Below are 22,637 nucleotides of genomic sequence, written 5' to 3'. Positions count from 1 at the left end.
GCCCGGTCTCAGCCCCAGAGCCGCTGGTAGACGGCTGCCGAGGCCGGATTGAGATCGGGATTCACCAACGAGGAACGGACGTTGCCCTCCTCCGCGTCGGGGAAGTACGCCTCGTAGGCGAGGATGTCGGCGTTGCGGGAGAACGTCTCGTACATCTTCTCCATGTAGGCGGGGTTGTCCCCCCCGGCGGCGCCGCTCCGCCCGGCCTTCGTGCCCTGCTGGCTGACCACTCCCCACTCGGGCACCGAGAACAGCTTGTGGTGGGTCCGCGCGAAGGTGATGACCTGGCAGAGCCCCGCGTCACCGTTGCACTGGTTGTCGAAGTCGGCGTAGGTGGGGCTGGGCGGGTACTGGTCGTAGCTGTCGATGCCGATGACGTCGACGTACTGGTCGCCGGGGTAGAGGTCGAACGCGCCGACCGGCGTGGTCGACCCGTGGGCGTTGAGATTCCAGTCGATGCGAACCTTCGGGCTGGTCGCCCTGATCGCCGACGAGGCGTTGCGGAAGCACTGGATCCACTGCTGCGGATCCGTCGCCGACCAGGCGAACCACAGGCCGTTGAACTCCCAGCCCAGCCGGACGAACGAATCGCCCCGGCCCATGTTCACCAGCCAGCGCCCGAACTGCCGCCACTTGGCGTCGTAGTTGCCCGCCGCGCAGTCGGCGAGGTTGCCCTTCTCCGGCCCCGAGTCGGGGAAGAGCGGCTGGGTGATCACCCAGGTGCCGGCGTACCCGGAGAAGGTCGACGCGCTGCGTCCCATCCACGGGTTCGTGACGTCGCTCCAGCTCGACCGGTCCGTGTACATCACGACGACGTCGTTGGGCCGGCCGCGGAACCTCGCCCAGGCATTCGCCTGTGTCAGGGTGTGCGCGGCGACGCCGGTCGGGAACAAGCCGGTGGTCGTGGCCCGCTCGACCTGCGGGACGACGGCCGCAGGCACCCCACTCTGGGTGGGCCGGGCCGCAGTGCCCGGCTGCCCGGTCGGCGCCGCGCCCTGCCCGGCGGTGGTGGCGATGGGGTCGGCTCCCCCGTCGCTGCCGGAGGGCACCAGCAGCAGCGCCGTCACCGCGATCAGGGTGAGCACCGCCGCGACCGAGACCGCGATGACGGGCAGGTGTGGCAGGCGGCTGGCGTTCCCGCCCCAGTGGGCGGTGATCCACGACGCTGCCCGGGCGCGCCGCCCGGAGGCCGGCGCCGCGCGGTCGTCGGACCGGTCGATATGACGGGCGCCGGCCCTGGTGGCCCTGGCGGCCCCGGCCGCACGCGCCGAGCCGACCTCGTCGGGCCAGACCTCGTCGTCGGCCCAGGCGGCCCGACCGCTCCGCCCCGATCCACGCTTCTCCGCCGCGCCACGACCCGATCCGACCTGCGCCGATCCGACCTGCGCCGATCCGACCGAACCCGACCGGCCTGAACGAATCCGTTCCGGCGCGATACGACCCAGCCCGACCTGATCCAAGGCAACCCGGTCGGGCACCACTCGGCCCGACCCGGCCCGATCGGACCCGGCCCGATCCGACGCGGCCCGATCCGACGCGGTCCGGTTCGAGGCGATCCGGTTCGACCCGCCTCGATCGCCTCCGGTCCGATCCGAGCCGGCTCGGGACGGGCCCCGCGGGGCCCAGCCCTCGACCGCCTGGCCCCCGGGGCCGCTTTCGGCCTGGTCCGGCTGAGGGCGCATGCCCTCCCCGTCATGGCCGCGGGCCGCCGCGGGACCGTCGACCGGGGCACCGAAGGCGGGACCGGACGCCGGGGACGGCGCCCACCGCCCGCCACTGCGTGGGTCGTCGGCCAGCCAGGCGTCGCGGGCAGCGGACCAGGCGCCGGTGCGCGGTGTCCCCTGGGCGCCCCGGTAGTCGTCCCGTCTCCCGGGGCGACGATCGTCGTGATCCGCGGCGTCGCGGCGACGACCGTCGCGGGGCGGGCCGGGCTCGGACCAGCGCAGGGCCCCCGTCTCGCCCGCCGGGCCCACGCCGGGCGGTGGCATTCGCACCGGCGGCGCCGGGGGCGCATGATCCGGCGCTGCGGACGCGGGCAGGTCTGCCCGATCGTCGCCCGGCCACCCGGGGTCATCGCCGCGCGCACCGGGCCGGCGGATCTGGAACAACGCCGTGCCCTCGTCCCGGTCGGGCGGGACGGCGGGGTTCACCACCCGCCCGGCCGCCGGCCGACCGTTCACCAGGATCGTCCGCTCGGACAGCGGACCGGTCGGCGCGTCGAGGGGCGGACCGGCCGGCCGCCGCCTCGACGGATCGCTCGGCGCGCCGATCGGCGCGTCGGCCGGGGCGCCGATCCCCGGGGCCACCGGCGGATCCACCGACAGCCCGCCACCGGACGACCCCGCGCGGGTCGACGGGTCGCTCGGACGGGAGTCGACGGACCACGGGTCGGCCGGGCGGGAGTCGACGGCCCACGGGTCGGCCGGGTGGGAGTCGACGGACCCGGGGTCGGGCGGGCGGGAGCTGGGCAGGCGGAGGTCCGGCGGTCGGGCTTCGGGCAACCGGGAGCCGGGTGGGCGGGTGCCGGGCAGCCGAGGCTCGGCGGGTCGACCCGCACCGCCCGCGGACCGGTCACCGTCACCGGCCGTCCTCGCGCCCTTCGCGGGAACGGTCATGGACGGAGGGAGGAGCACGACCGGCGGCGTCCGACGCCGGCGCCCGGAACGGCCGGCGCCCGGCCGATGCTCCGCCCGAGCGCCGCCGGCGTCCCCGTCGGGCGGCTGGGCCCCGACGGAGGAGTCGTCAGGGCCGGCGCGACGGGGGTCGGCGGCACGGAACCGGTCGACCCGGTGCCCGCGCTGCCCGCCGTCCTCGTCGAATTCGCCGGACGGTGGCGCGACCCGCTCCCAGTCGCCGGTCGGAGGCTCATCCGACCAGGAGCGCCCGCGCACCCGCATCACCCCAGATCGTGCTCTGTGCCCCATCGAAACATCTCGGCGTAGCCGGCGCGCAACTCTCACCCGCGGTGAGGATTTCTCCGCCCGGCCGACCTGGCAGGAGACTCGTCGGCACCGGCANCGCCACGAGCCGAGGCTCTTTCACCAATCCAGGAGTGACGGACGAACCGTAACAACAACGCGCGAAGAGCGATGTCGGCGGCCTCGGCCTATCACGGACAGCAACGATCATCCGCATCGACACCAAACCCCTTCCGCTCTGGGGGAAGCAGCCGGCAGCCGGCGATCGCCGGCAGGCCGGACGCCCGCGTCATCGCGGGATCCACCAGTCAGGACGCCCTACCGACCGGACGAGTTGCCGGTCCTGCCGAGATCTGGCACCATTTACCGTTCATTCGCCACGAAGGTGGGCCGTGGGGTGCCGTCTCCCCCGCCCGCGCCCGCCGGCTGTCGAGCCGGTCACAGGCCAGCCGGCAGCCCGGCGAGCGGCCCGGTGAAGATCGCCGGCGAGCGGTCTGACCAGCGCAGACGAGTCACGGTGGCGCTCCGGGGGCGACGACGTTCACGGGGGCAGCGCGCGGTGCGCCCGGCGGCGGCGTGGCGGGAATCTCGCGGGGGGCGGTGCCCCCGGTGTGGAGATCACGTGCAGGTCAGGGCGACGACGCGGCGCCAGGCGCGCTGCGAAGGCCACTCCCCGCCATGGCCCGACTGTCGGCCCCGCCGCAGCGGCGGGCTGGTCCGGCGGGCGGCGCGGTCGTGCGGGTCTGCACCAGCTTGGAGGGACTCCCCCGGCAGGCAGAGGGCGGTGCGGTACCGTTGCGACGGCAGTGCCGGGGGGCGCCGATGAAGGCGGTCCGTCGCCGGTATCCACCGAGAAGTGGCAGAGGGGGATCACGCGCCCGCGCGCGCCATGAGCGCGGGCGAGCGAGCGACGTCCTCACGCGCGGGAGCGTGCCCTCCCGCGCACCGGGAAAGACCGGCGGCTGTCCCCGTCGGCCCCGGCATCGGTCGGCGAGTGGCGGCGGGCCGTTACGGGTCACCCGGAATGCACCGCGGTCCAGCGAGGACCATGCCATCAACCCCGCCCCACCGAGCCCGACCGGGGCATGAGCACGGGAGACGCAAGCCTTGAGCACCGAAAGCGCCCGGACCACCGAGATCCCCGACGCTGCCGACATCCCGGTCGTCATCCTCTGCGGCGGGATGGGTACCCGGCTGCGTGAGGCCAGCGAGAAGCTGCCGAAGCCGCTGGTCGACATCGGCGGCAAGCCGGTGCTGTGGCACATCATGAAGACCTACGAGCACTACGGCTTTCGTAAGTTCGTGCTCTGCCTCGGCTACAAGAGCGACCTGATCAAGAACTACTTCCTGGCCTACCGGGCCCAGGTGGCGGACTTCACCCTCACGCTCTCCGACGACCACACGCCGCAGTTCCACAACGCGGTGGGCGACGAGAAGTGGGAGGTCACCTTCGCGGAGACCGGGCTGCTCACCGGCACCGGCGCCCGCCTGCGCCGGGTCGCCCAGTACCTGACCGGCCCGCGGTTCATGCTCACCTACGGCGACGGCGTCGGCGCGATCGACGTCGCCGCCGTGCTGTCCGACCACCTGGCGTCCGGGCGCCTCGGCACCGTCACCGGCGTGCGGCCGTCGAGCCGCTACGGCGAGCTGGAGACCGAGGGCAACGCGGTCACGCTGTTCGCCGAGAAGCCCCCGCAGACCGGCTGGGTGAGCGGCGGGTACTTCGTCTTCGAGCGCGAGTTCATCGACAAGTACCTCGACGACGACCCGGCGCTGCTGCTGGAGCGCCACCCGCTGCAGCAGCTCGCCCGCGACGGCGAGCTCACCCTGCACGACCACGACGGGTTCTGGATGGGCATGGACACCTTCCGGGACTGGACCGAGCTCAACCAGCTCTGGGACTCCGGGTCCGCGCCGTGGCGCGTCTGGGCCGACTGAGAACTCCGGACGGATCCGCGACGATGACCGAATCCGCGAGCGTGGCCGGCCACTCCGGCCACTCCGGCCACTCCGGCCACTCCGGCCACTCCGGCCACTCCGGCCACTCCGGCCACTCCAGAGACGTCGGCGACGCCGGCGACCGCGACGGCACCGCGCTCCCGGCCGACCCCCGGCCGCTGGCTGCACGATCTGGTCGCCGACCTGCTGCCGCCCATGCGCAGCATCACCGGCGAGGGGGTGCGCACCACGCTGCGCACCGTCGCGCGGGCGCTCGGCCCCGACGTGCCGCTCACCGTGCACGAGGTGTCCAGCGGGGCCCCGGCGCTGGACTGGACCGTCCCCCGGGAGTGGAACGTCGACTCGGCCCGGCTGATCGGCCCCGACGGCAAGACCGTTGTCGACGCCGCCGACAATCCGCTGCACCTGCTGGGTTACAGCACGCCGGTGCGCGCCCGGATGACCCTCGACGAGCTGCGCCCGCACNTGTTCTCGATGCCCGACCGGCCGGACTGGGTGCCCTACCGGACGTCGTACTACAACGAGAACTGGGGCTTCTNCCTGACCGACCGGCAGCTCGGCGCACTGCCCGAGGGCGAGTACGAGGTCGAGATCGACACGACGCTCACGGACGGGTNGCTGACCTACGGCGAGATCGTCCTGCCGGGCGAGACGTCCGACGAGTTCCTGATCACCACGCACACCTGCCACCCGGCGATGGCCAACGACAACTGCTCGGGCATCGCCACCGCGACCCTGCTGGCGCGGGCGCTGGCCGCCGGTCCGCGCCGACACACGTTCCGGCTGCTGTTCATTCCGGGCACGATCGGCTCGCTCACCTGGCTCGCCCGCAACCGGGACACCGTCGGCCGCATCCGCCACGGGCTCGTCCTGACCGGTCTCGGTGACCGCAGCGACCCGACCTACAAGCGCAGTCGCCGGGGTGACGCCGCCGTCGACCGGGCCGCCGCGGTGGCGCTGGCCGAGACCGGGCGGCCGCACCGGGTCGTCGACTTCTCCCCCTACGGCTACGACGAGCGGCAGTTCTGCTCGCCCGGCTTCGACCTGCCCGTCGGCCGGTTCGGCCGGGGTCAGCACGGCGAGTACCCNCAGTATCACACCTCGGCCGACGACCTCGAGTTCGTCACGCCCGAGTCGCTCGCCGACTCGTTCGCGATCCTGCGGCGCACGATCGAGATCTGCGAGCGGGACCGGACCTGGCGCAACACCGCCCCCTACGGCGAGCCGCAGCTCGGCCGGCGCGGGCTGTACCGGGCGATCGGCGCGACGATGAACCGCCAGGCCATCGAGATGGGCCTGCTGTGGGTGCTCAACCTCGCCGACGGAACCCGCAGCCTGCTCGACATCGCCGAGCGCGCCGGGCTGCCGTTCGACACGGTCGCCGAGGCCGCGGACGCGCTGGCCGGCGTCGACCTGCTCGCCGACGCGGCCGCCGGCTCCGCCGGAACGACCGATGGCTGACCTCGCCCGCGCCCCGGGCGGACCGGGGGGGACCGAACTGCCGCCGCAGCGGCCCGGCGGCCGCGGACCGGTCTGGACCATCGTCCTCGCGGGTGGCGGCGGGACCCGCTTCGGCGGCCCGAAGCAGTTCTATGACCTCGGCGGCGAGCCGTTGCTCGCCCACCCGGTCGCGGCGGCCCGCGCCGCCAGCGACGGCATCGTGGTGGTCGTGCCCGCGGGAACGACCGGAGGCTGGTCGCCCCCACCCGGCGTCCGTCAGGTGACCGGCGGCACCACCAGGGCCGAGTCGGTCCGGGCCGGTCTGACCGCCGTGCCCGCGGAGGCCGGCGTCATCGTGATCACCGACGCCGCGCACCCGCTGGCCACCCCCGCGCTCTACCGGCGCGTGGTCGACGAGGTCCGGGCCGGGGCCGACGCCGCCGTGCCCGGCCTGCCGCTGACCGAGGTGGTCAAGGAGATCCGGGTGGTCAAGGAGATCCGGGTAGTCGACGAGGACGAGGTCGGGGTGGCCGACGAGATCCAGCCGCAAGCGGGTGGAATCGGTCCCTCCCCCAGGCTGGTCGCGGGGGCGTCGCTGCCGCGGGAGACCCATCGGCTGGTGCAGACGCCGCACGCGTTCCGGGCGGATCTGCTGCGCTCCGTGCACGCGGGGGCCCGCGAGGCGGTGGAGGACTCGGCGATGGTCGCCGAGGCCGGCGGCCTGGTCGTCGTCGTACCGGGCGAACCCGCCAACATCCATGTCACGACGCCGGACGAACTCGCCATGGCCCGGCTTCTTCTCACCCACGTCCGTTCCGAGAGGGAATCCGATGAGTTCGGTACTGGTCGAGTCCACGCTGTCCGATGACGAGCGTCGGACCAAGCTCTACCAGGGCGACCTGTTCGTCTATNCACCCAGGCCGGCGACCCGCGAGTTCNTCGAGTTCAGCCGCGCGCTGATCCGGGAGGCGTTCGGCAGCCTCGACCCGGAGACCGCGCANTACCACATGCCCGTCGAGGAGTACGCCGCCCTGCTCGCGGAGCTCAAGCCGCGGTTCATCCACCATCCGACCTGCAAGGAGCTNCTGCCGGCGATCCTCGCCGAGCATGGCGCCGACCCGGCGAAGACCTACTTCGACGTGCCGCGGCTGCGGACCTCGACGTCGGACGACTACCTGACCTCCGGCATCGCCTACGCCTTCCACCCGCACCGCGACACCTGGTACTCCGCGCCGTTCTGCCAGCTCAACTGGTGGATGCCGATCTTCGACATCGTCCCGGAGAACGGCCTGGCCTTCCACCCGCGCTACTTCAGCCAGGGCGTGAAGAACGGCTCCCGCGACTACGACTACTACGAGTGGAACGCCAAGAGCCGGGCGGACGCCGCGAAGCACATCAAGTCCGACACCCGCAAGCAGCCCAAGCCGGAGGAGGAGGTGGAGATCTTCCCGCAGACCCGGGTGGTCGCGCCGTCCGGCGGGATGCTGATCTTCTCCGCGGCGCAGCTGCACTCCTCGGTGCCGAACGACTCCGGGCGCACCCGGTTCAGCATGGACTTCCGCACGGTGCACTTCGACGACGTCGTCAACCACGTCGGGGCGCCGAACGTCGACTCCGAGTGCACCGGCACCACGATGCGGGACTACCTGCGCGGCACCGACCTCGCCCGCATCCCCGAGGACATCTGCCTCAGCTACGACACCGCGCCCCCGCGGGAGGACGCCGTGCTCGTGTTCTCCCAGGCGTCGAGCGCGTGACGGCCGGATCCGCGGGCGGCCCGGCGGCGGACGCGGTTCCGCTCGCCGGGCACGTCGCCGTCGTGACGGGCGCCTCCAGCGGCATCGGCCGCGCCACCGCGTTGCGCCTGGCCGCCGACGGCGCCACGGTGTTCGCGCTCGGCCGCGACCAGGCCCGGCTCGACGGCCTCGGCAAGGAGGCGACCGGTCCGGGCACGCTGCTGCCGGTCCGGCTCGACCTGACCGACGACGCGGCCGTCACCGCCTTCGTCGCCGAGGTCACCGCCCGCCACGGCCGGGTCGACCACCTGGTGCACAGCGCCGGGGCCTACGCCAGCGCCCGGGTGGACGCGGCGACGCTGGCCGATCTGGACGCGCAGTACCTCGCGAACGTCCGGGCGCCCTACGCGCTGACCCAGCGACTGCTGCCCGCACTGCGGGTCGCGGGGANCGCCGGCGGCGCCGACATCGTCGTCATCAACTCCACGCAGGGCGTGCGTGCGGGCGCCGGCGCGAGTCAGTTCGCCGCGACCCAGCACGCCATGCGCGGCTTCGCCGACAGCCTGCGCCAGGAGATCAACGCCGACGGGATCCGGGTCGCCACGATCCACCTCGGCCGCACGGCCACCCCGCGCCAGGAGACGATCTACGCGCGGGAGGGCCGGGAGTACGCGCCGGCGCTGCTCATCCAGGCCGAAGACGTCGCCGACCTCGTCGACTACCTCGTCCGGCTCCCACCCACCGCCGAGATCACCGAACTGCACCTGCGCCCCGCCAAGAAGAGCTACTAGCCCCGGAGNGTCCCCAGAGCCCGCGGTCGGTCACGCGCGCCGCGAGCGGCCGTGACCGACGCGGGTGGGGAGGGACGCAGCGGACGAAGCGGCTGGTCAGCGGGGTGGTGTGGGCGTCCGGGGCGGTGGGGCGCCGAAGAGGGCTCGGTAGCGCTGGGCGGCGCGGGGATTGCTCGGCGGGTCGATCAGCGAGGACTGCACATTGCCCGCATCGGTCGCGGTGAAGTACGCCTCGTAGGCGAGGTTCGCCCGGTTCGCCTGGAACAGCTCGTACATCTTCTGGACGTAGAACGGGTTGTCCGCGCCACCGCCGGCCGAGCGGACGACGCCCCATTCCGGCACCGCGAACCTCTTGCCATGCTCGCGAGCGAACCGGGCGACCGTGCAGGCGCCCGAATCCAGGTTGCACTGGGCGTCGAAGGACGCGCGGGTGAAGGACGGNGGGTAGGAGTCGTAGGCGTCGATGCTGACGACGTCGACGAACGCGTCGCCGGGATAGGCGGCCCAGATGTTGTCGCCGTTGGGCATCGCGTCCCGGTGGGCCGAGACGTTCCAGTCGATGCGGACGCCGGGCGAGGTGGAGCGGATCGCGGTCACCACCCGCTGGTAGCAGGTCCGCCAGGTGGCGGTGTCGCGCGGGTACCACCAGAACCAGTCGCCGTTGAACTCCCAGCCGAGTCGGACGTAGGCGTCCCCGCGGCCGTTGCGTACCAGCGTCCGCCCGAACGTCGCCCAGTTGGCGTCGTAGTCGCCGCGGGCGCAGGCGGCCTCGTTGCCGTCCTGCGGAAACAGCGGCTGGGCGATGGACACCTTCCCGGGGTAGGCGTCCGGGCGAAGCCCCGACAGCGGCCAGTCGTCGGCGACGATCTTCCGCCAGCTGTCGCGGACGGTGAACACCACGGCGACGTCGGTCCGGCGGCCGAGCCAGCGTTCCCACCCGGCCAGATCGTGGGGCGGGTTGGCGTTGGCGCCCGAGGGCCAGGTGACGCCGCCCGCCGCCGCAGCGGTCGGGTTCGTTCGGCCGGCGCCGCGCTCAGCGCCGCCGCCACCACCGGCGCCGCCAGCACCCCCATCACCCCCGCCACGGAGCGTGACCAGCCCCACGGCACCGAGCACGACCACGAGGATCGCCGCGAGCGCGGTACCGGCCAGCGCCCGTCCGCGCCGTGACGGCGGCCTCCCAGGCCGAAACAGCCGCCACCGCGATCCGCCCGAGCCGCCGATTCCGCCAGACCCGCCAGACCCGCCAGACCCGCCCGATTCACCGGACAGGCCGGAGTCACCGGACGACCCGGGGCCCGTGGACGCGCCAGAGTCCACGGACCCCGAGGTCCGGATGCCCGGCAGCGGCATGGTGCCGGTGTCGGCACCGGGCTGGCCGGGCCCGCCACGCCCCCTGATCGAAACGGCGCGGGTCGGCGAGGTGTCGCCCCGCCGCGGACCGAACCGGTCGGACGGGGGCGGACGCCCTCCCGGCACGATGCCGGAATAGCGCACGTTACACCTCCACGCTGTGGACAGATGGTCGCCTGGCGCCGGAACGACCGGACGTCATCGCGACAGCAATGAACGACCGACCCCGCCGCACAGGTACGAGAACAGGCTTCGGCCGCGGACGATAACGCCACCCCGATACCAGGAACCCGGGTCTTCACCCGGGGAGTTCTCAGGTCGGAGAACCTCTCCGACCGCGGTCGTCCGNCCGACCTGCGTCATTATTCACCCGACCGCGCCAGGTTCCTGGAAGACACCACGAGGATGACTGCGCGCGGTGACGGTTGGGCGACCCTGCGCCCCGGGAAAGGGCCGAAGACCACGGTGGAGGGCGTCCGATCGGCGCCGGTTAGACTTGCCGACGGTGCCGTCCACGCACGGCGCACCGGGCCGCCGTGCGGGGCCACCCGGCTATCGTCCGCAGCGTTCACCGCCGCCCACCCGGCCGCGGTGCGCCCGCCGACCGAGAACGGGGGACGGGGAAGCAGTGGTAACCACCACCCTCACGACCAGGATTCCGCGGTCGTGGGTGATCCCGACCCAGGAGGNGGGCGGCAGCCGGACGGTCAACGACGCGACGCTGCGGCTGCTCACCATTCTGCTGTTCTTCGAGATCTTCTTCCAGCGGATCGCCATCCCCGTCGGCGGCTCACAGGTCCAGGTGATCCTGCCGATCACCTACGTCTGCGCGGCGATCATGGTCAGGCGTGGCGGCCTGAGCCGGAACTCGGGCCGCATGACCGGTTACCTGGTGGCGATGACGGCGTGCTCGCTGTCGGCTCTCGTCTCCTTCCTGCGACAGAAGGACAGCACGTCTCTGACGTCGCTGTTGCTGCTGCTGGCGACGTATGTCCCGTTCGTCTTCGGCCTGCGCCCCGCCGACGCCCGGGCACTGCTGCCCCGGCTGCTCGACCGCTTCCTCATCATGATCACAGTGCTGGCCGGGCTGGCCCTGTTCCAGTTCGCGATTCAGCTCGTCGGCGTTCCCTACACCGACGTGGTCAAGAACATCGTGCCGTCGAACTTCCTGATGCACGGCTTCAACACCTCCTACCCGGTCCAGTACGGATCGTCGCTGTACAAGTCGAACGCCTTCGTCTGCCTGGAAGCGTCGTTCTGCTCGCAGTTTCTGGGTTTCGGCATCGTGGTCTGTGTCCTGCGCAACGGCGGCTGGTGGCGGCTGCTCATGTTCGTGCTGGCGATTCTCAGCACCGTTTCCGGCACCGGTCTGCTGCTGCTGGCCTGCGCGGGTGTGCTGCTCGCCGTCCACAAGGGCGCCAAGTTCGCGTTCACCGCCCTGGTCGGCGTGGGCCTCATCGCCCTGGTCATCAGCTTCACCCCGGCGTCGAGCATCTTCGCGGCCCGGGCGACGGAGACGTCCTCGTCGACGTCCAGCGGCAGCCTGCGGTTCGTCCAGCCCTACCAGCGCACCTGGGAAGCGCTCGGCAGCGATCCGGCGACGGTCGCGTTCGGCTCCGGCTCGGGTTTCGCCGACCGCGACGCGGGCGAGTTCTTCCGTCGCACCGGTCTGCCGCTGAACTACGCGCTCGTGCCGAAGCTCGTCCTCGAGTACGGGGTCCTCGGCACGGTGACGTTCCTCAGCTTCATCGTGGCGATGTTCGTCCGTGGCTCGCAGTCGTTCGTGCTCTCCGGCTCGGTGTTGATCTTCTATACTGTGCTGTCCGGCGGCCTGCTGGCCCCGGTCGTCACCGGTCTCGGCCTGCTGCTCGTCGCCTGGTTCACGGTCGCGCCGGAGGAGTCGCTCCAGCTGGCGGAGGATCCCGGGCCACCGCCGCCGGCCTCCTCGGCCCCCGCGCAGCGCAGGTCCTTCGCCGGCATCTGAGACCGCCTCGCCGGCCCCGCCCGGTGAGCCCGGCGCCCCGAACTGGCGACCATGGAGGTGCCGACCGGTGGACGACGACCTGATACAGGGCTGGCGAGCCGTCGACGACTATCTCGTCGACACCCTCGTCGACGAGGACGACACGCTGCGGCAGGCGCGGGCCGCGAGCCACGCGGCCGGGCTGCCGCCGATCGAGGTCGCGGCGAACCAGGGTGCGTTCCTGGCCCTGCTCGTCCGCCTCGTCTCCGGCCGGCGGGTGCTGGAGGTGGGCACCCTCGGCGGGTACTCGACGATCTGGCTCGGGCGGGCCGTCGGGCCGACCGGCCGGGTGGTCACCCTGGAGGTCGATCCCCATCACGCCGAGGTGGCCCGGGCCAACCTGGAGCGTGCCGGCCTCGGCGCCGTCGCCCAGGTCGTGCTCGGCCCCGCCGTCGACTCGCTCGACGCNCTGATCGCGGCCCGGCCCGAGCCGTTCGACCTCGTGTTCATCGACGCGGACAAGCAGAACAACGCGCGGTACCTCGCCGCCGCGCTGCGCCTGACCCGACCCGGCAGCGCGATCGTGATCGACAACGTGGTGCGCCGCGGGGCTGTCGTCGACCCTGCCCACACGGACCCCGACGTTCTGGGGACCAGGGCCGTCCTGGGCCTCGTGCGGGCGGAGCCGCGGCTGACGGCGACCGCGCTGCAGACCGTGGGCAGCAAGGGCTGGGACGGTTTCGTCCTCGCGCTGGTCGGTCAGCCCCGCTGACCTGACAGGAACTCGCGGCCGGCCCCTCGGCCGCGCCGCACCTGCGCGGCTGCCGCGCCGCGAGGGGCGGGCCCCTGGTACGACCTGTACGGTCCAGGCCTCGAAACCGTACCGAAAGCACCGCACAACCGGCGCGGCCCCGCTCCTGGCGAGGAGCGGGGCCGTTGCTGTCGGTCTGCCAGCGCCGCCGGGCGAGCCGTCCTGCGGAGCTGGCCGCCGGGCGGGGCTGCGCGAGGCTGCCCGGGGCTGCTTAGTGCTGTGCGGGGCGGGTTACCGGGCGGGGCGGGCGTAGCGGTCGGTGACCTCGGGGTCCATGCCGCCGCGCTTGCTCGGCGGGCCTTCGCCGCCCACCGGCGAGTTCGACGTGATCGTGTCGACCGAGGAGCGACGCTCCGGGACGGCGCTGCCGGTCGCCCGGCGGATGCCGGTCCGGCCGTCGTGGACGACGCCCACGACGCGCTCGGCCAGCGCCGGCCAGTCCCGCGGCACCTGCTCGAGCTCCTTGAGGTGCGTCTCGGTGGACGTGATGACGACGACCGCGTCGGCCTGGATCGCCGACGCCGCGGTCATCGGCAGCTCGGCCAGCGCCGAGGTGACCAGGATGACCAGGTCGACGACGGGCGCGCGGTCGGCGAGGATCGGCGCGAGGCCGCCGGGGCGCGCGGCCCGGGCCGGCGAGACCCGGTTGTAGAGGATGTGACCGCGGCCGGTGCCGGACGAGCGCGCCAGGCAGGTGGGCTCGTGGGCCCAGCGCGNCAGCTCCCCGGAGGTCGCCCGGGGCAGGCCCTCCAGCGACGCCCGCACCTCCGACGACGGGGAGGTGTCGAGGATCAGCACGACGCCCTGGTCGTCCGACCAGGCGGCGGCGACGGAGGAGACGAGGTCGGCGGCGAGGTCTCCGCGCGACGCCGGGGTGAACGCGACCACCTTGCTGGTCGGCGACATCACCGCCGACATCGCCGAGACGAGCGTCTCGGCCGCGCTCGCGGTCGTGCGCCCCGGCTCCAGCGCCGCGATCAGCGGGACGCCCAGGGTGTCCGACGGGTTGTGCGGGTCGAGGATGGTCGGCCGCCGCTGGTACATGATCCAGATGGCGGCGATGGAGCCGAGCAGGCCCACGATCGCCGCGACGAGGACGTTGCGCAGCAGGTTGGGACCGCCCTGCCCGTCGGCGACCGGCGGCTCGGCCAGCTTCACCGCGGAGCTGCCCACCGCCGCGGCGGTGCGGGCGTCGGCGATCTTCTGGTTCAGCTGGGAGATCTGGTTACTACGCACGGTGACATCGTTTGCTGCTGCGGCATCCGCGCCCTGGTTGGCCGTGGTCCCCTCGTTGACCAGCTGATCACGAAGCTTGATCAGCGCGTTCACCGAAGCTTCGCTGTTGGCGCCGTAGCTCGTCAGCAGCGTGCTGTAGGCCGTCTCGGNGGACTTGACCAGGGAGTTCGCCGCCTCCTGCGACGGCCCCTTGCCCTTGATGACGAAGAAGTAGCCCGCGTCCGACGGGGAGGTGCTCAGCCGGCTCGACACGTCCGACTCGGACAGCTTGAGGTCCTTCGCGATCACCGCGACCGCCGCCGAGGACTGGGCGAGCTGCGCCTGGGTCTGGACGAACCGGGTGGCGTCGACCGAGTTGGCGCCCAGCGTGTCCGAGGTGGTGGAGAGGAACACCCGCGCGCTGGACGAGTAGGTGGCCGACTGCGCCTTGGAGTAGATCGCCGCCAGCGCCGCGAAGATCACGACCACGATCGCGATGATCAGCAGGCGCGGCTGGATGATGCGGAACAACGAGGGAGCGGACGGGGCCCGGCTGGTCTCGCCACCCGCCTGTGCGTTGCGGCTCATGACGCGCCCGCCTCGGACTCAGGACGGGCGGACCGGGCCCGCACGCGGATCGGAGGGTCGGCGAGCTGACGCATCGACACCTCCAGCAGGACGTGAAGCGGACTCAAAGTGGCCCCCCACAGGAGCATCCGGCCCGATTGCCGGACCACGGTCTAGATCTGACGAACCGATTTGTGAGCATAGCCGATAGCGGATAGTAAACGGTCATAGCTATGACTGGCGCCGCGATGGCGTTCAGGTGTCGCCTCTGCCACGCCGCGGGCCGGTTCCGCGACGATGACCGTCGCGCTGACCTCCCCGGGCGAGACCCCTACCGTCCACATCATCCACCGACCCGATACCTCGCTCGGAATCACCCGACTTCCCCCGCGGGGATGGACGGTCACGATCCGTGCGGACCTGCCGCGGTCGCGGAGGCTCCCGCCGCAACTCTTCCGGGACGTCAGATTTCCGAACTTTTGTCGAGCTATTTCCGTCCCGTCGTTTTGTGCTGGACCTATCACGCCGCGCCGAACCTTCGGTCAACTGCCACCCGCCGGTCATTTCCGCCTCGTCGAACCCGCCGACGGGCGGGCGACTCGCGGCCTGTCGCCGTCCCCCGGAAGAACGATGATCCGACCGTGATCGTCCCCGTTCGGGCGACCAGCCGCCCGCGAGGCCGGCATCGGCGCCGCCACGCGGCGTCCCTGCCGGCACCGGCTCGGCCAACGCCCGCGCGGGCGGCCTCGCGCCACGGTCCGACCACCCTGCGCGGCCGTCACGCCCCTCGCCCGGACGGGGCCGTCGCGACGTGCGCCCACGGGCGCCACCACCGCCGGATTCACCGGTAAGCGGACGCGCCGGATCGACGGCGTCTCCCGACTCCCCCCGCGCCGCGCGCAGCGCCGCCTGCTCGGCGTCGTGTTCGCGACCGAGCCGACGGAGCAGAACGAACCACACCGGAGCGATGGCCCAGAAAGCAATGTTGAATCCGATCACCGCGCCGCGGGCCTCGCCGAGAACCGCCCCGAGGATGGGGAATCCGAGCAGCATCGGGGCGAAGGCCGCGTTCAGCCTGAAGGTGATCTTGGTCTTACCGAGCGCATAGACCATGCAGGCCGGTCCCACCGGGACCGCCGCCGCAAGATAGTGCAGGATCGACAGGCCCAGGATGTCCTTCGTCCCGTCCCAGGTGTCGCCCAGCAGGGCCTGGCCATAGCGCTCCGNCAGGAAGTAGAAGATCAGGCTCCAGGCGGCGCCGATCGCGAGGACCANCCCGGACAGCGCGTACGCCGCCCGCTCCCGGGCGTGCACGTTCATCGAGGTCCGCTTGGAGAACTCGGGGAGCGCGAAGCTGACCACCCCGACCCCGACCACGGTGGTCGGGCCGAGCAGCGTCCGCGCCCCCTGCAGCGCACCGATCGTCGACAGCGACCCGACCGCCCCGATCGCCAGCATCGANGTCTGCAGGGCGCCCTGGACCGTGACGAACTCCGCCGCCAGATAGGTCGAGTCCGTCCTGTTCTCCGCCAGCCAGCTCCTGGTCGCCCCGGGCGACGGCCAGAAGCCGGCCTGGGCGATGCCGATGAGGGCGGCGACCAGGGCCGAGGCTCCCCAGGCCAGCACCAGCGGAGACGACTCGGTCACCCCGCGGTGGACGAGCAGCCAGATCCCGAGCATCTGGACGCCGGCCCACACGAGGTCGTTGAGGAACGCGCCGAACGGCCGGCCCATGGCGAAGAAGACGTACCGCCACGCATCCTGCAGGAGCAGGCCGGGCAGCACGAAGCCCATCGCCGTCAGCGACGATCCGACGGGCCCGCCGACGGCAAGACCGACGCCGACGAACCCGACGCCGATCCCGATACCGAAGACGAACGACGAGCCGGTCGTGGCCGAGGCGGCCGTCCTGAACGACGACGGCGTCGCGCCCGAGTAGTGCATGCTCAGCGGCATGCAGGTCGCGCCGCGACACAACCCGATCACAATGGCGAACAGCGTGTAGGCGATCCCGAACGCGCCATACTCGACATCGCTGACCTGGCGCGCGATGAGGAACGAGATCGCGGCGTTCGTCGCGCTGGAGATGGCCTGGTCAGCGAGGGTCCAGATCGCTTTGGAGCGGGTGCTGGGGCCGCCCTCGCCGGCGCCGGGCCCTCGCTCGACAGCGTCGAGCTCATCGAGATCATCGAGATCGACGCGGTCGACGCGGTCGACGCGGTCGACGCGGCGGCCACGGTCGACGCGGCGGCCACGGTCGTCGACCACTCCGCTGCCGTCGGCCCGGCGCCGCGCCGCGCCACGCGCCCCCGCGCCACGCCGATCGATGAGTCCGGTGGCCGGATCGTCGGCGAGGCCCTCGTGGGCCGCGCCCGTGTCCGACGGATCGGACCGGACGCCGGGGCGCGGCCGGCCGGGCAACGACCCCCGGGCGACCACCTGGGTGGACTCCACGTCCGCCGGGGCGGNTCGGCGGCGGCGCCGGTGCGAACGGGGCGCGGGATCCTCGACCCGAGCGATGACCTCGGTCTGTTCGATGCGGAGGCGGTGCTGCAGGGCGCTCAGGTCGATCGTCGAGGTGATCGTGTGCGGCAGCGGGCTACCGCCCGGCAACCGGCGCAGCCCCGGCAGCGCCGAGGTCTCCGGCGCGCTCGGCCCCGCACCCGCACCGCCCCGGGCGTCTGCCGGCCCCGGCTGGGACCCCGTCCCCAAGCCTGCAGCCGCGGCTGGAGCCGGGACTGAGCCGGGAACCGGAGCCGAGCCGGGAACCGGAGCTGAACCCAGAGCCGGGGCCGGGCCTGGGCCTGCAGCTACGACGGGGCTTGGGTCTGGGGCCGGATAGGTGGGTCCGAACCCGGGCAGGCTGCCGCCCGCCTCGGGACCGCCGGCCTCGGCGGTCCGGCTGGAAGCTCGCGGCGCCGTGCTGACCGCGATCCAGCCCAGACCGGCGGATTCCGCGGGTGTTCGAGCTACCAGTGCAGGCCGCGCCCCAGGTCGAGGATCCGAATCCGACGACGGCCCGGCAGAACCCGACGGCCCGGCAGAACCCGACGGCGCACGGCCTTCCCCTGACCCGCGCGGACCCGAAGGAGAGCCGGGCGCCGACGACCCGGCGGAGGCCGGCGGGACGGAGCGCACGCCGGGTTCCACGGTGATCGCGCAGGGCGCCCGCCCCGTGGGCGGACCATCGGGTGGCCCTGGGGGGCCTAGCGGATTCTGGCCTGGCCGATTCTGGTCCGGTCCGGTCTGGCCTGGCGGATTCTGGCCCGGTCCGGTCTGGCCTGGCGGATTCTGGCCCGGTCCGGTCTGGCCCGGCGGATTCTGGCCCGGTCCGGTCTGGCCCGGCCGGGTCTGGCCCGGCCGGGTCTGGCCCGGCCGGGTCTGGGCCGCACCCCAGCTCGGCGGAGTCTCGCGCGGCGGAAACTGGTCCCGCGTCGGGACCGGCGGAAACGGCCCAGGCCTGACGTGGCCCGATCTGGCCTGGCTTGCCGGGGCGTGACCCGAGGAGGTCTGCCCTCCTGGCGCCTGGCCCGGCGGGTAGCCGGCCGGCGGCGACGTCGGGACGCGGCCCGCCGTGGGGATCCGTCCCCGCCGAGCTCCGTCCGGCGGCGACGGCCGACCAGCGGAGGTGCCCGATCCCGCAGGGCCGCCGTTCGGCGACGCCGGTGGCCGGTGGTCCGTGGCAGGGGGCCCGGCCGCCGGGTGGCCGGCGGGCGGCGTCCGACGGGCGGCGGGCGGCGGCGTGGGAGCCCGGTCAGGGGGCCCGGCGCCGGACGTCGGGGCCGGCGGGGTCCGACGGGGGCCGGACGGGCCGCCGCGCAGTTGTCCCCCCGTGGGCTGCTGCCCCTGACCAGACGGTGGGGGCCACGTTCCGGACCCGGTGAACTGGCGTTGCGGCGACGCGGGCGGCTGGCCCGGCCAGGCCGGTGCGCCGGGCGCCGGCTCGGGCGTACCCGGGTGCCCCGGGGGCCGGTGGGGCTGACCCCACGGTCCTGCGCCGGGGCGGTCGGGTTGTCGCCCGCCCGGGGCCGGTCCCGTTCGGTCGTGGGGCGGGCCCGCGGGGCCCGCCCCGGAGCGCCCCTCCGGTCCGGTTCCCCGGCCGGGGCGGGAACCCCGGGAATCCGCACCCGCAGGGTGAGCGGGTAGCGCAGGGTGAGCCGGGGGGACAGGGTGAACCGGGGGGACAGGGTGAACCGGCGGCGCCGGGGGCGGCGCGGGCGCGGCCCAGCTCTGCGGCGGGATCGCCGAGGACACCTCGAAGCCCACGAACGCCGGATCGTGCGCACGCGCGGGGCCGCGCTGGCCGCCGGCAGCCGGCGATCCGTCCGCCGCCGACGCGCCCGGCCGGGGGGCGTGCGGGGTCCGCTCGACGGAGTGAGGGTCCTCGGGCGGCGGATCGCCGGGCCAGCCCGAGGCCCGTACGTCCGGATCGATGTCCGTCATGCTCGCTCTCCCGACCGACGACGCCGGCCCGGCGCCCGCGACCCGGATGGCCGCGGGCGGAGATGACGACGACCCCATACCACGATGCAGGACCCGCCTACAGCACGACCGGCCGGGGTACCGGCACGATGAAGGAACCGCCGCGCTCGGCGTACTCCGCCTGCTGGGCGATGATCTCCTTCTTCACGTTCCAGGCCAGGAGCAGCAGGTAGTCGGGCTGGCGCTCCAGCAGGACGGCGGGGTCGAGGATCGGCAGCCGCGCCCCCGGGATGTACTTGCCCTGCTTGTGGACGTTGCGGTCGACCACGAAGTCGAGGAGGTCCGTGGTGATGCCACTGGAGTTCAGCAGCGTCGCGCCCTTGGCCGCGGCGCCGTAGGCGGCGACCGTCTTCCCCTCGGCCCGCAGCGACCGCAGCAGCGCGACCAGCTCCTCCTGCACCGTGCGCACGTCGTCGCCGAAGGTGGCGTACCGCGCGAACGTGTCGAGGCCCGCGGCCCGCTCGGCGCCGAGCACGGCGGCGACCGACTCCGTCGGCTCGGCGGCCGCGGCGTGCTGCATGCTCCAGCGCAGCGTCCCACCGTGCAGTTCGGGGAACTCCTGGACGCCGACGAGCGCGAGGCCGTGGCGGCGCATGAGGGCGTCCACCGCGATGGTGGAGAAGTAGCAGAAGTGCTCGTGGTAGACCGTGTCGAACTCGGTGTGCGCCAGCAGGGCGCCGACGCCGGGGTTCTCGACGTCGACGAGCCCGCCGTCGGNGAGCAGGATCGAGAAGCCCTCGACGAAGCTGTTGAGGTCGGGGACGTGGGCCATCACGTTGTTCGCGATGATCACATCGGCCCGCAGGCCCTCCGCGACGAGCTGGCGGGCCAGCTCCGCGCCGAAGAACTCCTCGCGGGTCGGCACGCCGGCCTCGCGGGCGGCGGCGGCCGGACCCGGCGTCGGCTCGATGCCGAGCACCGGGATGCCCCGCTCGACGAACGCCTTGAGCAGGTAGCCGTCATTGCTCGCNACCTCGACGACCAGGCTGTCCGGGCCGAGGTTGCGACTGGCGATCAGGTCGATGACGTGCTTCTCGGCGTGCCGGACGAGCATGTCCGAGAACGACGAGAAGTACGGGTAGTCCTCGTCGAAGATCTCCGACGCGGGCAGCTCGTGGGTGAGCTGGACCAGCGCGCAGGACTCGCAGAAGCCGACCTCGAGTGGGAACGACGGGTCGGTGGCGTCGAGGGCGTCGGCGCGCACCAGCCGGTTCGCGATGGGCGTCGACCCCAGGGAGAGGAACAGCCGCGGGGCGGCCCCGCCACAGGACCGGCACGCGGTGACCGGCGTGGCGATGCCGCCGGAGGCGGCCGGCGACTGGTTCGCGTCGGCCGCGACGGTTCCGCTACCGCCCTGGGCCGGGTTTCCGGATGACATGCGCTCCCCTTGGTGAGATGTCGGCATCGATCTGCCCGCGTCGGTGCTGGTGCACGACCCGACGGGCCGGACGCGGGGGTACCGGCCGGCCCAGCGGGCCGAGCGGCGTTGAGTTTCGCAGGCCCGGGGAGTGATCAGACAACGGGGGGCGGTTACGACGACAACGGAGTCAGACCGCCGACGCCGGTGAGCAGCGGCCAGGCCCGGTCCTTGTCGGAGATCACGGACACCGGCAACGGCCAGGCGATGCCCAGGCGCGGGTCGTCGAAGCGCAGCCCGCGGTCGTGCCCCGGGGTGAAGGGGACGTTCATCTGGTACGTCGCCTCGGTGGCGTCGGCCAGCGTCTGGTAGCCGTGCGCGAGCCCCGCGTCGATGAACAACGCCCGGTGGTTGTCGGCGGACAGCTCGACCGCGACGTGGCTCAGGTACGTCGGCGAGTCGGGCCGGGGGTCGACGACGACGTCGAGCAGCGCGCCGCGGGTGCAGCGGACCAGCTTGGTCTCGCGCACCGGTTCGCCGGCCCAGTGCATCCCGCGGATCGTGCCGGCCGCGGCGTTGAAGGCCACGCTGCACTGGGCCACCTCGACGGCGAGCCCCGCCGCCGCGAACTCCTCGGCGCAGAACGTCCGGGCGAACAGGCCCCGGGCGTCGGTGAACGCCTCGACGTCGACGATCCACACCCCGGCGATCGACGTCGGGGTGACGATCACGGATGCGCCCAGAACAGGTCGGCGTCGAGCTGCCCGGTACCGATCAGGTACTGGAGCTGCTTGAGCCGGGTGTGCCCGCGGCCGGTGAAGGTCTCCGCGTCGAGCTGGATGCGGCTGAACACCTCGTGGAGCTGCTCGGCGCCGCGCAGGGCGTTCCAGTCGCAGGAGAACCCGGGCAGGGTGTTCGCGATCTTGTCGAAGGACACCCGGTAGCTGCGGTTGTCGCCGCCGTTGTCGCCGAAGCTCAGCTTGCATCCCGTGAAGACGCTGGCGACCGCGTCGGCGATCTCCTTGACCTGGTAGTTCTGCTCGCTGTCGCCCACGTTGAAGATCTGGTTGTGGACGACGTCGCGCGGCGCGGCCAGCGCGAGACGGATCGCCTTCGCGATGTCGAGGCCGTGGACCAGCGGGCGCCAGGGGGTGCCGTCCGAGGTCATCGCGATCTCACCGGTCGTCCAGGCGACGCCGGCGAGGTTGTTNAGCACGATGTCGAACCGCTGCCGCGGCGAGGCACCGTAGGCGGTGGCGTTGCGCAGAAAGGTCGGCGAGAAGGAGTCGTCGGCCAGCGGGGCGACGTCGCGCTCCACGTAGACCTTGCACTCGGCGTACGGGGTCTGCGGGTTGACCGGCGAGGTCTCCGTGACGTCCTCGCCGGTCGCCACGCCGTAGACACTGCACGAGGACATGTAGACGAACCGCTCGACGCCGGCCTGCTTGGCGAGGTTCGCCAGCCGCACCGAGCCGAGGTGGTTGACCTTGTACGTGACGTCCGGCGCGAGCGCGCCCAGNGGGTCGTTGGACAGTTCGGCCATGTGCACCACGGCGTCGACGCCGGCGAGGTCCTCGACGGTGAGGTGGCGCAGGTCCTTGTCGAGGGTCAGCGGGGTCCGGTCCGTCCCGCGGTACAGCCAGCCGTACTTGTAGTAACCGGTGTCCACGCCGATGACCTCGTGGCCATCGCGCATCAGCTCGGGCGCGAGCAGGCACCCCAGGTACCCCTCCGTGCCCGTCACGAGCACCTTCATCCGCGAGTCCTCTCCCATTCGGCCGCGGGGTGGCCCGATCGGGCCAGACGGTCCGGCCTCAAACCGTACCGACCCGGTGCGGGCTCGCGTCCCGCGACCCGACCGCCGACCTCCCGCGCCAGCCCTCGTCCCACGAGCCCGGCCCGCCCGNCCACCGACCGCGCAGGACCTCGTCATCCACCGTCACCGAAGACTGACGGGGGAAGGCCCCGACGGGTCGTCTGCGGTCAGGTCGACCGTCGCCCGCCCGCCCGCTCAGCCGAGGCGTGGCCGACCGCGGTGCGCTCTG

11 protein-coding genes and 13 pseudogenes are annotated in these 22,637 nt (G+C 73.0%); 12 read left to right on the top strand and 12 right to left on the bottom strand.

Annotated elements, in window-relative coordinates:
* Positions 1–8 precede the first annotated feature (8 nt).
* A complete protein-coding gene (locus tag UK94_RS44635) occupies positions 9–2,897 on the bottom strand; it encodes a glycosyl hydrolase (RefSeq protein WP_231861372.1) in 2,889 nt (962 codons plus the stop codon).
* A 1,128-nt stretch (positions 2,898–4,025) separates the two neighbouring features.
* Between UK94_RS44635 and UK94_RS08500 the strand changes: the two genes are divergently transcribed.
* From UK94_RS08500 to UK94_RS44605, 9 genes and pseudogenes are all read left to right on the top strand, one after another.
* Positions 4,026–4,856: a sugar phosphate nucleotidyltransferase gene (locus tag UK94_RS08500; protein ID WP_011607290.1), complete on the top strand. Its 831-nt coding sequence runs from the start codon at positions 4,026–4,028 to the stop codon at positions 4,854–4,856.
* A 23-nt stretch (positions 4,857–4,879) separates the two neighbouring features.
* Positions 4,880–5,342 (top strand): annotated as a pseudogene (locus tag UK94_RS44630) (DUF4910 domain-containing protein); the annotation flags it as partial.
* Between the two features lies 1 nt (position 5,343).
* Positions 5,344–5,415, top strand: a pseudogene (locus UK94_RS44625) (DUF2172 domain-containing protein); the annotation flags it as partial.
* Between the two features lie 79 nt (positions 5,416–5,494).
* Positions 5,495–5,965, top strand: a pseudogene (locus UK94_RS44620) (DUF4910 domain-containing protein); the annotation flags it as partial.
* A 1-nt stretch (position 5,966) separates the two neighbouring features.
* Positions 5,967–6,338 (top strand): DUF4910 domain-containing protein (locus tag UK94_RS44615; protein ID WP_235487075.1); only part of this gene is annotated, 372 nt, incomplete at its 5' end.
* A complete protein-coding gene (locus UK94_RS08490) occupies positions 6,331–7,185 on the top strand; it encodes a 2-C-methyl-D-erythritol 4-phosphate cytidylyltransferase (protein ID WP_055749372.1) in 855 nt (284 codons plus the stop codon). The genes UK94_RS44615 and UK94_RS08490, both read left to right, overlap by 8 nt.
* Before the next feature lie 217 nt (positions 7,186–7,402).
* On the top strand, positions 7,403–8,074 hold a 672-nt coding region (locus UK94_RS08485), incomplete at its 5' end, for a hypothetical protein (protein ID WP_235487073.1).
* A pseudogene (locus tag UK94_RS44610) lies at positions 8,071–8,503 on the top strand (SDR family NAD(P)-dependent oxidoreductase); the annotation flags it as partial. The gene UK94_RS08485 and the pseudogene UK94_RS44610, both read left to right, overlap by 4 nt.
* A 1-nt stretch (position 8,504) precedes the next feature.
* Positions 8,505–8,844 (top strand): SDR family NAD(P)-dependent oxidoreductase (locus UK94_RS44605; protein WP_235487071.1); only part of this gene is annotated, 340 nt, incomplete at its 5' end.
* 442 nt (positions 8,845–9,286) lie between these two features.
* Here UK94_RS44605 and UK94_RS08475 read toward each other — a convergent pair.
* Positions 9,287–10,197 (bottom strand): glycosyl hydrolase (locus UK94_RS08475; RefSeq protein WP_313949467.1); only part of this gene is annotated, 911 nt, incomplete at its 3' end.
* 690 nt (positions 10,198–10,887) lie between these two features.
* Between UK94_RS08475 and UK94_RS08465 the strand changes: the two genes are divergently transcribed.
* The 3 genes and pseudogenes from UK94_RS08465 to UK94_RS44590 form a co-directional block, all read left to right on the top strand.
* Positions 10,888–12,181 (top strand): hypothetical protein (locus UK94_RS08465; RefSeq protein ID WP_235487066.1); only part of this gene is annotated, 1,294 nt, incomplete at its 5' end.
* A gap of 67 nt (positions 12,182–12,248) precedes the next feature.
* Positions 12,249–12,628, top strand: a pseudogene (locus tag UK94_RS44595) (class I SAM-dependent methyltransferase); the annotation flags it as partial.
* A gap of 1 nt (position 12,629) precedes the next feature.
* Positions 12,630–12,932: pseudogene (locus UK94_RS44590) on the top strand (O-methyltransferase); the annotation flags it as partial.
* A gap of 270 nt (positions 12,933–13,202) precedes the next feature.
* Here UK94_RS44590 and UK94_RS44585 read toward each other — a convergent pair.
* The 10 genes and pseudogenes from UK94_RS44585 to UK94_RS44540 form a co-directional block, all read right to left on the bottom strand.
* Positions 13,203–13,687 (bottom strand): annotated as a pseudogene (locus tag UK94_RS44585) (lipopolysaccharide biosynthesis protein); the annotation flags it as partial.
* A 670-nt stretch (positions 13,688–14,357) separates the two neighbouring features.
* Positions 14,358–14,774, bottom strand: a 417-nt coding sequence (locus UK94_RS44575) for a Wzz/FepE/Etk N-terminal domain-containing protein (RefSeq protein WP_235487064.1), incomplete at its 3' end; no start/stop codon positions are given.
* A 2,448-nt stretch (positions 14,775–17,222) separates the two neighbouring features.
* Positions 17,223–17,465: pseudogene (locus UK94_RS44570) on the bottom strand (hypothetical protein); the annotation flags it as partial.
* A gap of 1,828 nt (positions 17,466–19,293) precedes the next feature.
* Positions 19,294–19,952, bottom strand: a pseudogene (locus UK94_RS44565) (methyltransferase C-terminal domain-containing protein); the annotation flags it as partial.
* Between the two features lies 1 nt (position 19,953).
* Positions 19,954–20,205 (bottom strand): annotated as a pseudogene (locus UK94_RS44560) (methyltransferase); the annotation flags it as partial.
* Between the two features lies 1 nt (position 20,206).
* Positions 20,207–20,613: pseudogene (locus UK94_RS44555) on the bottom strand (methyltransferase); the annotation flags it as partial.
* Positions 20,614–20,765: 152 nt separating this feature from the next.
* Positions 20,766–21,323 (bottom strand): dTDP-4-dehydrorhamnose 3,5-epimerase family protein, encoded by a 558-nt coding sequence (locus tag UK94_RS08435; protein ID WP_041939856.1) that lies wholly within the window; start codon positions 21,321–21,323, stop codon positions 20,766–20,768.
* Positions 21,320–21,802: pseudogene (locus UK94_RS44550) on the bottom strand (NAD-dependent epimerase/dehydratase family protein); the annotation flags it as partial. The gene UK94_RS08435 and the pseudogene UK94_RS44550, both read right to left, overlap by 4 nt.
* 1 nt (position 21,803) lies before the next feature.
* Positions 21,804–22,111 (bottom strand): annotated as a pseudogene (locus UK94_RS44545) (SDR family oxidoreductase); the annotation flags it as partial.
* 1 nt (position 22,112) lies between these two features.
* On the bottom strand, positions 22,113–22,348 hold a 236-nt coding region (locus tag UK94_RS44540), incomplete at its 3' end, for an NAD-dependent epimerase/dehydratase family protein (protein WP_268761250.1).
* Positions 22,349–22,637 lie beyond the last annotated feature (289 nt).

It is taken from the genome of Frankia sp. AvcI1 (assembly GCF_001420875.1).
Taxonomy (GTDB): domain Bacteria; phylum Actinomycetota; class Actinomycetes; order Frankiales; family Frankiaceae; genus Frankia; species Frankia alni.
This window is presented reverse-complemented; position numbering and strand designations above follow the sequence as displayed.

Coding starts and splice junctions, on each gene's coding strand:
- UK94_RS08490 (WP_055749372.1), top strand. CDS start 6,331: ATGGCTGACCTCGCCCGCGCCCCGGGCGGACCGGGGGGGACCGAACTG.
- UK94_RS44635 (WP_231861372.1), bottom strand. CDS start 2,897: ATGCGGGTGCGCGGGCGCTCCTGGTCGGATGAGCCTCCGACCGGCGAC.